The following is a 15,216-nucleotide window of genomic DNA, read 5'->3' as shown; positions in this document are numbered from 1 at the left end:
TCCAATGGTAAAAAAGTATATACGCAAGAAAGAGTAGCAGCACCAGTCTACACCACTAGCGACCCGAATAATCTGGGTAAGTTGTCTAACGGTAAAAAAGTATATACGCAAGAAAGAGTAGCAGCACCAGTCTACACCACTAGCGACCCGAATAATCCGGGTAAGCTATCTAACGGTATCGAAGTAGCCACAGAATTAGGTACACCACTGCACACCAAGAATACCGAAAACATGGGTGAGCTTTCTGATGGTATTCAAGTTTACACAAAAGCTGTCGTAGGTCCTAGCCTATCGTACACGTATGCGCAGGGTGAAGTTGCCGATGGTATTGCTGCATATTTTAAAGATGCAGTATCAACGGACGTTCCTTATACGTATGCACAAGGTGAAGTAGCTGACGGACTTGCAGTATATACAGAGGGCGAATCACCAAGTGTAGGTGTTCCATATACCACATTACCAGCTACACCAGGTGACGAGGGGAATCCATCAGTGCCAGAACAACCTACGACGCCTTCTCAACCTGAAGAAAGCCAAGTCATTACCACTGGTGTTGACGAAGATCAGACGCCAGCAGATCCCCAACCAGATCAACAAATTCAGCCGATAATACCTGATCAGCCGGAATCAAATCAAACAATCACTACCGGTGTCGATGAAGGCCAGACACCTGAAATTGTTAAGGCACATCAACAGCCTAAACTGACGTATTTAACTTCTGAAACTGCATCCGCTGAGTCACAAACGAATGAAAAAAAGGGAAGTGCCACTTCAGCTAAAGTTAATCAAATTCGGACAATCTCGCTTAAGGGGTCAATTAAAGCACAACCCCAAGTGCCTGAAAGTAAGGCAGCAATTTTACCACAATCAAGTGATGAACCAGGAACGCCTATTTCAGTTCTGGGCTACTTCATGCTTGCTGTAGAAAGTTTGATTGGCTGGATAGGTTTTAGTAGAAGACGGTAAAATTAACCATCTATTTAAACATGCTACTGTAAACACAAAAATAACCGAGAAGATCATGAAATTGATCATTTCTCGGTTATTTTTTAGTTACTTTACTTAAATGTTTTTAACTTTCCCATGAAATTTAACGAAGTACAAGATCGTCATAATTGCCAAGAAGATAACACCTACGATGATGGATACTCGTGTTTCAGGGTTAAAGAACATGAAGATCAATGTAACGAATAAGAATGCCAGTGTAATGTAATTTGACCACGGTGAAAGTGGCATTTTGAACGGATGTTTTGCCATAGAATCCTTGTGCTGCTTTCTAAATTCAAGTTGGCTGATCAAGATAACAATCCAAGGAATCATCCCTGGCAGGACACTGGAGCTATATACCATAACGAAAATATTGTCAGCATCTTTAAAGAAGTATGGTGCCACAAAGTCCAGCACGACCCCTAAGAAAATCCCAAATGAAATGGCGATGACGGAATAAAATGGTACGCCATGCCGGTTCAATTTTAAGAAACGCTTAGGTAACTGACCATTATTTGCCAGAGTATATGACATCCGGCTGGCACTGTAGATACCTGAGTTAGAACCGGACAGCGCAGCGGTAATCACAACGAAATTAATAATCGAAGCCGCTGCAGTAATGCCAATTTTAGCAAAGGTTTCAACGAATGGTGAACCAACGTTGCTCAATTCGTTCCAAGGATAAATACTTAAAATAACGAAAATAGCACCAATATAGAAGATCAAGATTCGAAAGACGGTTGACCGAATGGCCTTAACCAGTGTCTGTTGTGGATTTTCAGCTTCACCGGCTGTGACACCGATCAATTCAATTCCTTGATAAGAAGCTAATACGATTGATAATGCAAAGATAAAGCCTTTAAAGCCACCGGTGAAGAAGCCGTGAGTCCAGATGTTGGAAATGCCGATTGGATGCATGTGATTGCCAAAGCCAAAGATAATCAGACCGAGTCCAACAACGATCATTAAGACAATGGTGACAACTTTGATCAAGGCAAACCAGAATTCCAGTTCACCAAAGGCCTTCACTGAAATCAGGTTAGCCAAGCATAGGAAGGTGATGGCGACAACGCCGGGTATCCAAGCTGGCAATCCGGGCCACCAGAACTTAAAGTACCCACCAATCGCAATCATTTCACTCATACCCACGATCACAAATTGGAAGATATTACTCCAAGCAGTTAAATAACCAGCCAGGGGACTGATATATTCAGTGGCAAACTTTGAAAATGATCCGGTATCTGGATCAACGTAAAGCATTTCCCCTAACGCCCGCATAATGAGATATAGGAAAATCCCAGCAATGGCATAGGCAATCAATACAGATGGGCCGGTCCACTTAATGGTTGACGTGGAACCCATGAAGAGTCCAACACCAATCGTTCCACCCAGCGCAATCATCTGCATCTGACGCGCACTTAATTTTCGTTTCATAATTTCTAATCCCTTTCACATAAAGATAAGGTTCCCCTTGAAATTAAAACTAATATTCAACTTTAAAGGTAACGTCCACCTTCGACGTCACAATACCATGGAAGATATTAGCTCTACCCCATCAACTATTATTAGTTTTGTATGAGAATAATGTTACACGAAGTTGGGAGTAAGTGCAAATTAAATCCTGGTAATGAATATAATTGCGCAAAATTTACTTGAAATGGTGATATTTGGTTGGCGTTGATAATATATATTCAGCGTCAATCAAAAGGAACCGAAAAGTTGTAGAATAGGAAGAAACAACGGATAAAGGGGTACATTATGATCGAACAACATCAACTATGGCGGGATTTAAACTGGGTTTCAGTGGATGAGCCTGATACCCATGATTTTAATCAGTTGAGGAATACCTACCAAATTAAGAAAAAGTACATCGGGTACATGCGAGATATTCGCGAGCGAGCAAGATTTGATTACGATCCGGAAACGGGTTGCAGCTTGTTGATCTTTCGGTCAGTCAATCAGGGTGAAAAGGGTTCGGATGGCGGCGAATTTTTAGAAACCGTCCCGTTTTGTATCATTATTAAGGACCAAAATCTGATCACGGTCACTCATCCCAGAAATACGTACGTCACTGATTCGCTGAAAGAAGTTATTGATGATATTAAGAGTGAGGAACAAAAGCCGGTTGATAGCTTGATGACTATTGCCTTTAAATTGATTTTTAAACTGAATGAAGATTATTTAGACCGCATTGATGATATGAATAAGGCTCGTGAATCTTTAGAAACCTTTCAAAGACGGCCAAGTAATAAACAGATTACCCAGTTATCCAATTTGGATAAACGACTAGTATACTTGAAGACCGCCGCAAATAATAACGTGATTGCAATTCGTCAGGTTCAAGTGATGTCGGATGCGGATGATGATCCTTTAAGTTTATCGAATACTGAAGTGCAGCACCTAAAGGATTTGCGGGTTGAAGTTGAGCAGAGCCGTGAAATGGCTAATATTGCAGCGGAAATTGCTGAACAGGTCGTTAGCAGTTACAGTAACATCCTGGATAACAGTATTAACAACACAATGAGACTGTTAACAGTCTGGTCGTTGGCGTTAGCGATTCCGCCAATCGTTTCCGGTTTCTGGGGACAGAACATGCCGTTACCTTTGGCTAAAGAGCCCTGGAGTTGGCTGCTTTCAGTGGCGATTTCTGTTATTCCAATCGGGTTATTACTGTGGTACTTAAAGAAAAATCACGATATTTAATTTGATTTCCCTTGACGGATGAGAAAACAGGGTATATATTAAAAACACGTTAACAAATGATGAGAAAAAGCAAATGCGATGATAAGGAGAGTAGTTATTGGTAAAGGCTAAGTGAGCCCCGTAAAGTGCGAAGGGGTGTCCAAACCAATGATGAAAGTAGCCTTTGAGCAATGGATGCGAAATTATGAGTGTTCATGGTGTATCCGCCTTACTGGATCAGCGTATCGTCCCGGGACCGTACGTGAGAGGTGTCTATCTGTAAAGATGGCATAAATTAAGGTGGTACAGCGCACAAGCGCCCTTGATCAAGTGATGAACTTGGTCGAGGGCGCTTTTTCTTGTTAAATAAAAAATTGGAGTGTGATTTTAATGAAATTCGCAATGATCGGTGCAGGTGCAATGGGTTTACGTTATGGGATTTTATTACAAGAGGCTGGTAACGATGTTACGTTTATTGATACTTGGCAGCCAAATATTGACAAGATCCGCGAACAAGGTGGTGCATACGTTTCTCGTGACCATAAAGATCGCCATCTTGTTCCTATTAAATTGGAAACGCCTGAAAGCTACCACGGCGATCCCGACATTCTGATTTTCTTCACGAAGCAAATGCAACTTGCAGATTTTCTGAAACGTTGCGAACACTTCTTTAACGATCGCCAATATGCTTTTACCTGCATGAATGGGATGGGTCATATTGAAAAACTTCAGCAGTACTTCGCAGATGATAAGATCATTGCTGGTACCGCACTGATTGCGACTGTTCTTAATGGCCCTGGCGACGTTGACTTCATGGGTAAGCGTGGTGCCGGTAAGATGAACATGGCAAACCTAACCGAGAAGCCTGATGAGATGACTCACCGACTCTTTGATGAACTCGAAAAAGCTCAGATGCACCCAACGTTGACCACCAACTTCAAGGGTACCTTGATGACTAAAGTTATTTTCAACTCAGTTATCAACACACTGTGCACCATGTTTGAAATTCCAATGGGTGAACTTGGCAACTTTGAAAAAGCCTATGACCTTGGTCGTCAGCTGATTGATGAAGCTTATGATATTTGTGAACGTGATGGGATCACACTTGTTTCAAGTCGTGAAGAAGAAATGCATGCGCTGGACATTAACACCCGGATCGACATGCCATTGCATTACCCATCCATGTATCAAGATATGATTCATGATCGGCCAACTGAAGTTGATTATATTAATGGCTATATTGCTAAACTGGGTCGTGAACATAATTACGAAGCTAAAACCCATATCTTCCTAACTAACTTGGTTCACTTGGCCGAATATCACCGGGCAAATGAGAAGAAAGCGCGTGATGCTGCTAAAGCAGAAGCAATGCAAGCTAAAACCACTCAAAGTGCATAGATTCCAAGCGGATGAATCGTATAAACGTCAGCCATCCGCTGAAGCGTTTCAAACAAAATCTGTTTTTGCTTGAGCGTGCCGGAGATTTCGATGTAAAAAGAGTAGATGCCGATCTTTTGTCGAGTTGGCATGGACATGATAGTCACTAGGTTTAAATGAGTTTTCGCAAAGTAGGATAAAATCTGGTAAAGAACCCCAACTTCTTCAGTTGGCGGTGTAATAAAAAGTGCAGATTTGAATGAGGCAGTTTCATCTTCAGCCGGCTGTGTTGGATTTTCCAACATCGCTGGCTGTTTTTTGAAGACAATGAAACGGGTATTGTTATCCGTTTGGTCAGCAACGTTTGCCAGTTTGAACGGAAAATCTGTCTCTTCAAGCTGAGACTGCGGCATGATTGCAGCGTCTCCTTGTTGACCATCCCGTAATTTTTCAACGGAGATCATGTTGCTAGAGGTGGTGATGATCTGTGCGTTTGGTAATTGAGTCAGTAGTTTTTGACACTGGCCCTCAGTTTTGAATTGGACGTAAATCCGCTTAATGTCGATTAAATGGTTAACTTTACCCGCTAGGCCAAAGTTAACTGGGACGGTCACTTCACCAATTTCGGTAATATCAGCAACTTGCAAGCGCTGCAACGTTGCCAGCACGAAGCCATCCAGTTGGTTTTCTAATGGTAACAAGCCCAAACCATCTGGGGTAACAGCCTGGTAAACCTGATCAAAGGTATCGTGATAATCAAGTTCAATATTATCGATGGGGTGTAAGCTGAGATACTTTTGGGCAGCTGCATCAGCAAAAGTGCCAGCCGGACCAAGCACAGAGAATTTCATTTTGGAGCCTCCGAAGTCTTTTCTTTTGATTATAGCCTAAAGTCATAGTAAATCGAATAAAGATTGTGTGCAACTTAATTGTGGTTTGGTACCAGATATGCGAGAATGAAAGCATAGAAAAAGGGGGAATTGAGAAATGACTACTCTTCAAATGAGCCAAGCTGTTCAAGAACGACTTAAGAAGCATATGGGTGATAGCGACCAGTTGATTTTAGACTTTGATGATGGTGTTGGTGCTTATTCTAAAGTGGGCGTTTGCTCGCTGGACGTCAGTTTTCGTTTTTTAGTGGTTAATCCACAAAACGTTGATGCTATTTACGATAAGTCGATTACTAGTCCTTTGGGTCCCGTACTGATTAAAGGTTATGCAGATAATTATTTAAATGAAGCACCGGAACTTAATATGAATAAGTTTGGTCTCATTACCCTTAAAACAGCGGCTGGCATCATTGATACTAATGTTGAAATTTTAGATCATCCAGAGATTGTTGAGACAGCGAAATAAATAGTGTTCAAATAACAAAAACAAGGTTACCGGTTGAATGGCTGGCAGCATTGTTTTTTACTCTTATAAACGTGTTCAAACAAGCAAAGAGTTGCAAATAAGGCACAGCCAACAGAAATCCAAGACCGGGATTTCCGTTGGCTGTGTCTTATTCTCCACTCTTTAAACGCTTGTTTTCACACTCTAAACGTTCAACACCTTATCCAAGAAGTTCTGCAATCTCGGATCCTTTGGATGATTGAAGATTTCATCAGGTGTGCCTTGTTCTTGAATATTGCCATCATCAACGAAGACAACGCGGTCAGCCACTTCTTTAGCGAAGCCCATTTCGTGCGTCACAACGATCATGGTCATACCTTGAGTAGCAAGTTGTTTCATAACACCCAAAACGTCACCGACCATTTCGGGGTCCAGAGCGGATGTTGGTTCGTCAAATAGCATGACGTTTGGATTCATCGCTAAGGCACGGGCAATGGCGACACGTTGTTGCTGCCCACCTGAGAGGGATTGAACGGTAGCATCGTATTTAGATTCCAAACCAACTCTTGCCAATAGTTCCTTAGCTTGTTTGGCAGCCTCTTCCTTGGTCGCTTTTCCCAGTTCAACAGGTGCTAGCATGATGTTTTCGCTGACGGATAAATTGCTGAATAAGTTAAAGTGTTGAAACACCATCCCGATATTTTCACGGACTTTGTTAATATCCGTTTTTGGATCCGCGATATCCGTGTCATCAATAACGATGGAACCACTAGTTGGTGCTTCTAATCGGTTCAAATTTCTTAAGAAGGTACTTTTCCCAGAACCAGAAGGGCCGATGACCACAACCACTTCGTTATCGTGAACTTCCAGATTAATACCTTTTAGCACTTGATTATCACCGAAGTTTTTAATTAAATTGGTGACTTTTACTTTGATTTTTTCGTTCATAGCCGCACTCTCCTTTGTACCCAGTTAGATAGCCACGTTAATAGGGTAATGACGATGAGGTAAATAATGGCGACAATCGCCCATACTTTGAACCCTTCAAGGTTACGGGCAATGATGATCTTCCCAGTTTGGGTCAATTCAATGATGCCAATGATCGATAGGATTGAAGTATCCTTCAACGTGATGATGAATTGGTTAATAAATGAAGGTATCATGATCCGAATGCCTTGAGGAAGGATAACACGCCGCATGGCTTTACCAAACGGCAGTCCTAAGCTTCGTGCTGCTTCCATTTGCCCATCATCAACGGCATTGATACCCCCTTTAACAAAGGCGGCGATATAGGCACCTTCGTTGAACATTAAGGTAATGATACCAGCTATAAAGGCGGGAATCTTTTGACCAGTCAAACTTGGAATCCCAGTATAAATGAAGAGGGCTAAAACTAGTAGTGGCAATCCACGGAAAATGTAAATTAACGTAGTAGAAATGCCGTTGCAGAACTTACTTGGTACGACACCCAGTAAACCAACGATGACACCGAACAACGTTGCGAAGAAGATGGCAACAATGGTTAACCAAACGGTTTGTTCAAACCCACTTAACAGTGCGCCTTTATTTTGTTTGATTAAACCAAGAAAGGTTCGATCAGAAGTTGTGTCGGAACTGCCCTTAGCACCAAGGTAATGTCTAGTGATTCGAGCGTATTCGCCGTTAGCCTTTAAATCAGCTAGGCCATTGTTAAACATTCGTAGAAGCTTTTGGTTGTGTCCCTTCTTAACAGCAAAACCATAAGGGCCGCTCAACGCTGGCTTAGTGTAGATTTTCAGCTTAGTCCCTTGCCGAATGGCGTATTTCATAACCGGTGAATCTTCGAAGGTAGCTGCTGAATTACCGGTTAAAACATCCTGATACATATCGTTGGATTCATCAAAGGTCACGATTTTAAAACCATACTTTTTGTGAATGCTCTGTGCGTATTGCGCGCCAGAAGTTCCCGTTTTAACGGCGACTCGCTTACCACGTAATTGTTTTAAGCTGGTAACCTTACCGTTTGGTTTGGCTGCCATGACAACACCGGACATGAAGTAAGCCTTTGAAAAATCGAAAGTTGCTTCACGTTCTTTGGTAATTGACATACCCGCAATCACACCATCCATCTGGCCTGACTGAACACTTTGCACGGCGGCATTAAAGCTGGTTGGCTTGATGTTGACTTTAAAGCCTTGATCCTTAGCGATAGCGTGCAGTAAGTCAATATCAATACCAACGTATTTGTTATGACTATTGGCAAATTCAAATGGTGGGAAAGTGGAATCAGTCGCTATTTGATAAGTGGTCTCTGCTTTTGCAGGCGTGGTACTAAAGTTCAGCGCGGCAAACAGAGAGAGTAAGGCGATTAAACCACCAACGATTCTTATAAAGCTACGTTTCATATTATTCCTCCTCAAGTTATGTAATAAAATCTAACATCTGATTATGAGAATATCATAGCGCTAAAATAAGAGAATGTTAATAGTTTTTCTGAAAATAAATTGAACATTTTGAAAAATAATTCATTTTTGACATTGACTCATTCAAAAATAGTTTGACTGTAAACGCTGATTTGAAAGCATTTGTTTACTGAGAAACGTTTACTAGGATATCCTTAATATCTATAAATATTCTTCTTTGCACATTTATTCACTAAATTAATTTAGATATTTATGAAACGAGTTTCTTATTTTCATCTAGATTATCTAATCATTATCTAATATTGCTTCCAATGATACAGCTACTTAAGTTATTTTTTCTAACATATAAAGTATGATTGCTATTTTTTGATACTCACCAGAAACGCTCAATAAAACACTAATTCACCTGAGTTTGCAACCGTATCTTAATTGTGCTTTAATTAATTTTTAATAGGACTTTTATTCGGTCCGAATATTTAAAACAAAACACTACATATGAGTTGATGAGGAGGAATTTGGTTTGAAGTTTGAAGAATCCAAAGTATTGCAACACTTACCCAAACAATTTTTTGCGAATTTAGTCGCTAAGGTTAATGCCAAAGCAGCGTCTGGTGCTGACGTGATTAATCTGGGGCAAGGTAACCCAGATCAGCCCACACCTGAGTTCATTGTGAAGGCGATGCAGGAAGCAACGGCTGATCCAGAGGACCATAAGTATTCCTTATTTCGTGGAATGCCACGGTTAAAGCAAGCGGCTGCTGACTTCTATAAACGCGAGTACGGCGTTGATCTTGACCCTGAAAAAGAAGTTGCGATTCTTGGTGGTTCTAAGATTGGGTTAGTTGAACTACCCTTTGCGTTGTTAAACCCTGGTGATACGATGCTGTTGCCAGATCCAGGTTATCCTGACTACCTTTCAGGTGTGGCTTTGGCACAAGTTAAACTTGAATTAATGTCGTTATCGCCTGAAAAGCAGTACTTGCCGGATTATCAGCAGCTAGATCCTAAAGTGGTTGAGCAGGCTAAATTGATGTATCTCAACTATCCTAATAACCCAACTGGAGCTGTGGCCACACCAGAGTTCTATGAGGATACCGTGAAGTTTGCTAAAGAACATCACATTGGTGTCGTTCAAGACTTTGCGTATGGCGCAATTGGCTTTGATGGTAAACGGCCAGTCAGTTTCTTACAGACACCGGGTGCCAAAGAAGTCGGTATTGAAACGTACACGTTATCTAAGTCGTATAACATGGCGGGTTGGCGTGTTGGTTTTGCGGTGGGGAACCCAGACATGATTGAAGCCATCAACTTGATTCAAGATCATCTCTTTGTCTCTCTTTTCCCGGCGATTCAAGATGCTGCGGTAGCGGCGTTAGACAGTGATCAGTCGTCAGTGAAATCATTGGTTGCACTTTATCAAAAGCGCCGTGATGACTTTTATGCTGCTGCTCGTAAAATTGGCTGGGAACCATATCCATCAGGTGGTGCCTTCTATGCTTGGATGCCGGTGCCAAAGGGGTACACAAGCGAAGAATTCGCGGATCTGCTGTTAGATAAAGCAGCGGTGGCAGTAGCACCAGGTACCGGCTTTGGTAAGAGCGGTGAAGGATTTGTTCGTGTGGGCTTACTGATTGATGAGCCGAAGTTCACGGAAGCTTGCGAACGAATCGGGAAATTAAATCTGTTTTAGTGAATAGCAACTGAGTTTTTCGTTCTAGCATGCAAATAAGCGTCATCCTGACAAATATCAGGGTGGCGCTTATTTGCATATTAAATAGTGGGATATTTTGAACCACAAAAAAACGGTGCTTCTGGCCATCATTGCCAGCACAGCATCGTCTTTTAATCCCCAATAATTAGTTTCGATAAACTTTTCTATAATACTCCCCTATAATAGAAAGTTTTTTCAAATGATTAACGGTCTACATGTAGTAGAACAGCACCCATACCCTTATCAAAGGTGGCTTTCCAGTCACCCTTAGTTAGTGATTCTGGTAGTAGGAAGGTTCCACTTGAAACCCGTTGGCCTGCCTTCATTGGCATCCCTTGTTCGTCTAGTTTCTTAACTAGCCATTGTAGTGAGTTAAGTGGGTTACCTAGAACTTCTGAAGCTTGACCATCTTTAAGCTTCTTGCCATCGTGGAAGAGTTCACAGGTGACGTTAGCGAGATCGTCTGGTTTGTCAAAGAGTTTGTCCGTGTCGTTTTCTTCGCCGAATACCACATAGCCACCAACAGCTGCGTCAGCCATGACCATGTACTTAGATAGGCTTGGGAACCAGTCGCTGAACCGTGAATCTGGGACTTCTACAGCTGGCGCTACAGTTGTTTTATGGAAAAGATCTTCAAGTGAATCGTTCGCTGAAAGATCTTCTTTAGCCGTGAACATCATTTCAACTTCTGCCAATGGATCCATAACTTCGTCGGCTTTAACGTTGTGAGGTGACTTTACGAAGTGACTCTTAACTTGAGCACCGTATAGTGGACTGTCTGAATCAAACATGTCCTGGGTTTGCTTACTGGTTAGGGAAACTTTGTAACCGCCAACTTCTTCTTTTTTGTCTTCCGTAAGTCGACGCTGTACGCGATAGGCAGCGTCTTCACTGTCTGCGTAACCGGTGTAGTCAGCTTCTGTTAGTGGCTTATGGCTGGTGTATGCATCAAATAAATCCTGTGCTAATTTAGCTTCTTTTTCTGATAATGATTGTTTGCTTAATACTTGTTCACTCATGGGCGAGACCTCCAAAATTTATGTTTAATATGTGATAGATAAAAACTATGTGCTGATATGATATGTGATGGTGCTATATGCTGACACGATATGTTGTGAAACTATGTGTAACCTGATGCTTCAATATGTGTTGAGAAATCTAATAAAACTTATGTGTGACCCGCCCTAATTCGGTGGGTTCAATGAGAAATTGCACTTCATTCGCGCTTAAAAAACGGTTAATATGTGTAATCTGAATGTCGCTATCATCTGAGCTCTTAATGCCAACTTCCAATTGTCCTCACCACCTTTAATGTCTGTTTTTTTAAATTTAGAAAACGAAAAAGCGTCCTCGATCGCAATCTGGTTGCGATTAAGGACGCTTTCACGTGGTACCACCTTAGTTTATAACTTCATTACTGAAATTACCTCTCACGTACGGCATTAACTGCGATACGTTTGGCACGATAATGGGTGCACCCAATGTGTTCTACTACGGTCTAGCCGGTTCGGCACACAGCTCGGAGATGATCATCGCGTCCATTCGTCATTGCCTTGCACCAGCCGGCAACTCTCTATATCCGAAATGGAGTTGATGTTTCTCGTCAACGCCTTTCATCTAAATTTAATGATTGGTATCAATCTACACCCAGGATTGAACCATGTCAACACTAAAATGTGAAAAAGATGAGAGACGGGGCTCAAAGCCCCATGAGTCTCTAATGATTAAGGCGACAAGGAAAATTTAAAAAAATCTGGATAAGCGTTTGATAAACACCTACTGGACATTATGGTATACTTTGTACACATTCAGAATAACTACTGTCAATAAACTAACTAATCATTAAAGCGGGGATAAAACTGTGAAACTATCAAAATTTCTTTTTGGGACAACGATTGGGTTAGCAGCAGGTTTACTAGCCCTTTACTATAGACGAGACAAAACGGTTCAGGCACCGGCTAGAAAGCCGAACACCAAAATATTTGACGATTTTTCAGCCATCGATTTAGGTGAATTTACCGATCATTTGACTTTGGCTGCGGCTGACAAGACGGCTTTGGTACTTGAACAAAGTGAGAATGAATACGTGAGTGAGGGAAGTTTAACCACGCCGGTATTTGATTTACCGCAATTTAAACAATTGGTGGCCTCTTGGAACGCCTTAACGCCGGAAGGAACCGCGGTTCAAGTCGAAGCTCGGATTAATCAGGGTGAGCGCTGGTCAGCTTGGCATAGTTGGGGTCGCTGGTCGACCAAGGTGTTAAGCGCCAGTGTCAAACAGGATAGGGAAGATTCCATTGCCGGTATCGATACGGATACGTTAACGGTTAAAAATGGCGTTGGAACTAAGGCACAGTTACGGGTTCATTTGTACTCTGAAAATCCGCAGCAGACGCCAGTGCTTAAATTGGTGGCGGCCAGTGTGATGCCGGTTCACCATGATTTAATGGTTGATGAACATGCAGTATCAATCGATAAGGTGATTGCGACACCAGCGTATTCCCAAGAGATTCGGGATCCTAAACTGGCACCGGGTATCTGCAGCCCAACCACGATTTCCATGGCCCTTAACCGCCAAAATGCTGATATTTTGCCTGAAGAATTAGCGTTGCATAATTTAGATATCACATATGATGGCTTTGGTAACTGGTCATTCAGTACCGCGGCGGCGGGTAGCATGGGTTACCGGGCATACACTGCTTATACCAGTCTTGATGGACTTCGTCGGCAAATTTCAGCGGGTTATCCGGTTGGCGTCAGTGTACAGTACACCAACGATCCGGATAACGGTGAGTTACCTTATGTTGAGAACGCTATTGGCAGCACATACGGCCACTTATTACTGGTCACGGGCTTTACCCAATTGAACGGTGTGGACTACGTTGCCGTTAACGATTCTTTTGCGGACAGTAATGAAGATGCCAAGCGACTTTATCGGCTTGAACAGTTTAGTGAGGCTTGGCATTCACGAGTGGCGTACATCATTGGTGGTAACTATCACGGTTACGAACGCTTAATGCAGCCTAGCCGAGAGTCGGTTAAGCTTGTTGCCAATGATGAGCGGACCGCTTTTACACTACGTCAGGATGGTGAAACAGTTGCCATTACACCGAAAATGGTTGAACAGGCTGATCCGTTTGACCAACAGACAGTGACGATTGCTTATACCGTTGATGACGGCGGGCAGTTTGATACCACCGCACAGCAGCATTTTGATTATGCTGATGCGGATGAAGAAGGGCGAATCAAGCTGGATTTAGCAGCGATTAAGCAGGCACATCCCAGCGCCACTACCGTAACGGTTTATGTAATCAGAATGGTGGCACCGACGTTAGTAGGAACTGTTTCATTGGCAGATTCAAATGACTGAGTTTCGTCCTGCACTGGTAAGTAACTATACGCACGCTAAACGACCAGTTGATGTAAGAATACATTACATCGTGATTCACGCCACTGAATTAAGTTATTCAGACACGATTGCCCGTTTTCAAAGCGCCAACCAGGTTAGTGCGCACGTTGTAATTCGCCAAGCGGATGGTCATTGCACCGAAATGGTGGCACCGGGAAACGTGGCTTGGCATGCGGGTAACTGGGATATAAACTGTCGGTCGCTTGGGATTGAGCAAGAAGCGTACATTGAGGATCCAGCAACCTACACCGAAACAATGATGAATGCATTAGCCGACCAGATTCAGGAGTGGTCGGCGTGCTACCATGTTCCGTTAGACCGTGCCCATCTTCTTGGACATGATAACGTTGCTGCACCTACTCGCGAAAAAGCGGTTGAGATGCACCATGATCCCGGCTGGTATTTTGATTGGGAAAATTTGTTTCAACGACTTGGCATTAATCCGGCAACTGTTCAGCCTGTAAAAGTCGATCAAGGAATCAGGATTACCAGCAACTATGTGGATTTATACCAGCAGCCCACGCTTAAAAGCAAAGTGATTGGCAACAAAACAGACCCTTCTTCATATCGAGCAAGTTATGGTGAGGAGTTTGTTTGTATTGCCCAGCAAGGTGATTGGATTGCTATTTATTTTAGTGGTCAAAAAGTCTGGCTAAAGCAATCTCACGTCGCGGGTGTGCAGCAACCGATTTTAAAGATTGGGGATGAATCGGTAGCATTATACGGTTCGACCCAGCCTGGTGCACCAGCGATCGGTGAGCTATTACCCGGAGAGCAATACGTGATTTCGGACCAGTTAACGGGGTTAAAAACGAGTGATGTGATGGGACGCTTGGTCACCGAGAATACCAACGATGTGTTCCGGCAGATCTGGTATAACCATCGGATTGGCTATGTAAAGGCAAATCAAAAATAATTTTTTGATTTGTGATCCTTGTACTGGCGCGGTTTTTAATCACTTTAAATTAAAACTAAATGTAAATATCATTTGACTTTTATGGCAAAGAGAAATAAATTGGAAATCGTTGAAAGCAGTTAACGCAAATTAAATAACAAACGTGATGACAAGAAACATCATAACCGTGATCAAACTAGAGAGTCTTCAGTAGGTGGAATGGAGACATGAGTGTGGCTATGACTATCATCTTCGAGCGGCCGGGGCCAAGTTAAAACTGAGTCCAAGCTGGGAGGCGCCCATTAAAGCGCCGGTCTATCGCTATTTGTATAGCTGTAGATTGAGAGGCTTAGCGTGTGAACGTTGAGCAATGATAGGTGGTACCGCGGAAACGCCCTATAGAGACTAGTTCTCTGTA

11 protein-coding genes, 1 pseudogene and 1 other annotated feature are annotated in these 15,216 nt (G+C 42.5%); of the genes and pseudogenes, 7 read left to right on the top strand and 5 right to left on the bottom strand.

Translation table 11 applies throughout. The features are described from left to right. Positions 1 to 966 (top strand): annotated as a pseudogene (locus CES82_RS00145) (hypothetical protein); the annotation flags it as partial. A gap of 96 nt (positions 967 to 1,062) precedes the next feature. Here CES82_RS00145 and CES82_RS00140 read toward each other — a convergent pair. Next, positions 1,063 to 2,421, bottom strand: a complete 1,359-nt coding sequence (locus CES82_RS00140) for an amino acid permease (protein WP_098823298.1) — start codon at positions 2,419 to 2,421, stop codon at positions 1,063 to 1,065. Positions 2,422 to 2,745: 324 nt separating this feature from the next. On the opposite strand from CES82_RS00140, the gene CES82_RS00135 reads away from it, so the two are divergent. Continuing rightward, positions 2,746 to 3,690, top strand: a complete 945-nt coding sequence (locus CES82_RS00135) for a magnesium transporter CorA family protein (RefSeq protein WP_098823297.1) — start codon at positions 2,746 to 2,748, stop codon at positions 3,688 to 3,690. A gap of 369 nt (positions 3,691 to 4,059) precedes the next feature. Next, positions 4,060 to 5,067 (top strand): ketopantoate reductase family protein, encoded by a 1,008-nt coding sequence (locus CES82_RS00130; RefSeq protein WP_098823296.1) that lies wholly within the window; start codon positions 4,060 to 4,062, stop codon positions 5,065 to 5,067. Here CES82_RS00130 and CES82_RS00125 read toward each other — a convergent pair. Then, positions 5,055 to 5,897, bottom strand: a complete 843-nt coding sequence (locus CES82_RS00125; protein WP_098823295.1) for a prephenate dehydratase — start codon at positions 5,895 to 5,897, stop codon at positions 5,055 to 5,057. The genes CES82_RS00130 and CES82_RS00125 overlap by 13 nt on opposite strands. A gap of 136 nt (positions 5,898 to 6,033) precedes the next feature. On the opposite strand from CES82_RS00125, the gene CES82_RS00120 reads away from it, so the two are divergent. Then, positions 6,034 to 6,402, top strand: a complete 369-nt coding sequence (locus tag CES82_RS00120) for an iron-sulfur cluster biosynthesis family protein (RefSeq protein ID WP_098823294.1) — start codon at positions 6,034 to 6,036, stop codon at positions 6,400 to 6,402. A gap of 183 nt (positions 6,403 to 6,585) precedes the next feature. Here CES82_RS00120 and CES82_RS00115 read toward each other — a convergent pair whose 3' ends face one another. Beyond that, positions 6,586 to 7,329 (bottom strand): amino acid ABC transporter ATP-binding protein, encoded by a 744-nt coding sequence (locus CES82_RS00115; protein ID WP_098823293.1) that lies wholly within the window; start codon positions 7,327 to 7,329, stop codon positions 6,586 to 6,588. Further along, positions 7,326 to 8,765: an amino acid ABC transporter substrate-binding protein/permease gene (locus CES82_RS00110; RefSeq protein WP_098823292.1), complete on the bottom strand. Its 1,440-nt coding sequence runs from the start codon at positions 8,763 to 8,765 to the stop codon at positions 7,326 to 7,328. Before CES82_RS00110 ends, CES82_RS00115 begins: the two co-directional genes overlap by 4 nt. 538 nt (positions 8,766 to 9,303) lie before the next feature. On the opposite strand from CES82_RS00110, the gene CES82_RS00105 reads away from it, so the two are divergent. Next, positions 9,304 to 10,473, top strand: coding sequence for a pyridoxal phosphate-dependent aminotransferase (locus tag CES82_RS00105; RefSeq protein WP_098823291.1), 1,170 nt, complete (start codon positions 9,304 to 9,306; stop codon positions 10,471 to 10,473). A 224-nt stretch (positions 10,474 to 10,697) separates the two neighbouring features. Here the strand turns inward: CES82_RS00105 and CES82_RS00100 are convergent, their stop codons facing one another. After that, positions 10,698 to 11,513, bottom strand: coding sequence for a 2-keto-4-pentenoate hydratase (locus CES82_RS00100; RefSeq protein ID WP_098823290.1), 816 nt, complete (start codon positions 11,511 to 11,513; stop codon positions 10,698 to 10,700). Between the two features lie 351 nt (positions 11,514 to 11,864). Next, positions 11,865 to 12,110, bottom strand: a binding site (T-box leader). Between the two features lie 245 nt (positions 12,111 to 12,355). Between CES82_RS00100 and CES82_RS00095 the strand changes: the two genes are divergently transcribed. Both CES82_RS00095 and CES82_RS00090 read left to right on the top strand, forming a co-directional pair. Next, positions 12,356 to 13,864 carry a C39 family peptidase gene (locus CES82_RS00095; RefSeq protein ID WP_225364791.1) on the top strand — a complete coding sequence of 503 codons (1,509 nt, stop codon included), beginning with the start codon at positions 12,356 to 12,358 and terminating at the stop codon, positions 13,862 to 13,864. After that, complete coding sequence (locus CES82_RS00090; RefSeq protein WP_098823289.1) at positions 13,857 to 14,819, top strand: N-acetylmuramoyl-L-alanine amidase; 963 nt, start codon at positions 13,857 to 13,859, stop codon at positions 14,817 to 14,819. Before CES82_RS00095 ends, CES82_RS00090 begins: the two co-directional genes overlap by 8 nt. The last annotated feature ends 397 nt before the right edge of the window (positions 14,820 to 15,216 follow it).

The sequence above is a fragment of the Secundilactobacillus silagincola genome, from assembly GCF_002583405.1.
In the GTDB taxonomy this organism is placed as follows: Bacteria; Bacillota; Bacilli; order Lactobacillales; family Lactobacillaceae; genus Secundilactobacillus; species Secundilactobacillus silagincola.
This window is presented reverse-complemented; position numbering and strand designations above follow the sequence as displayed.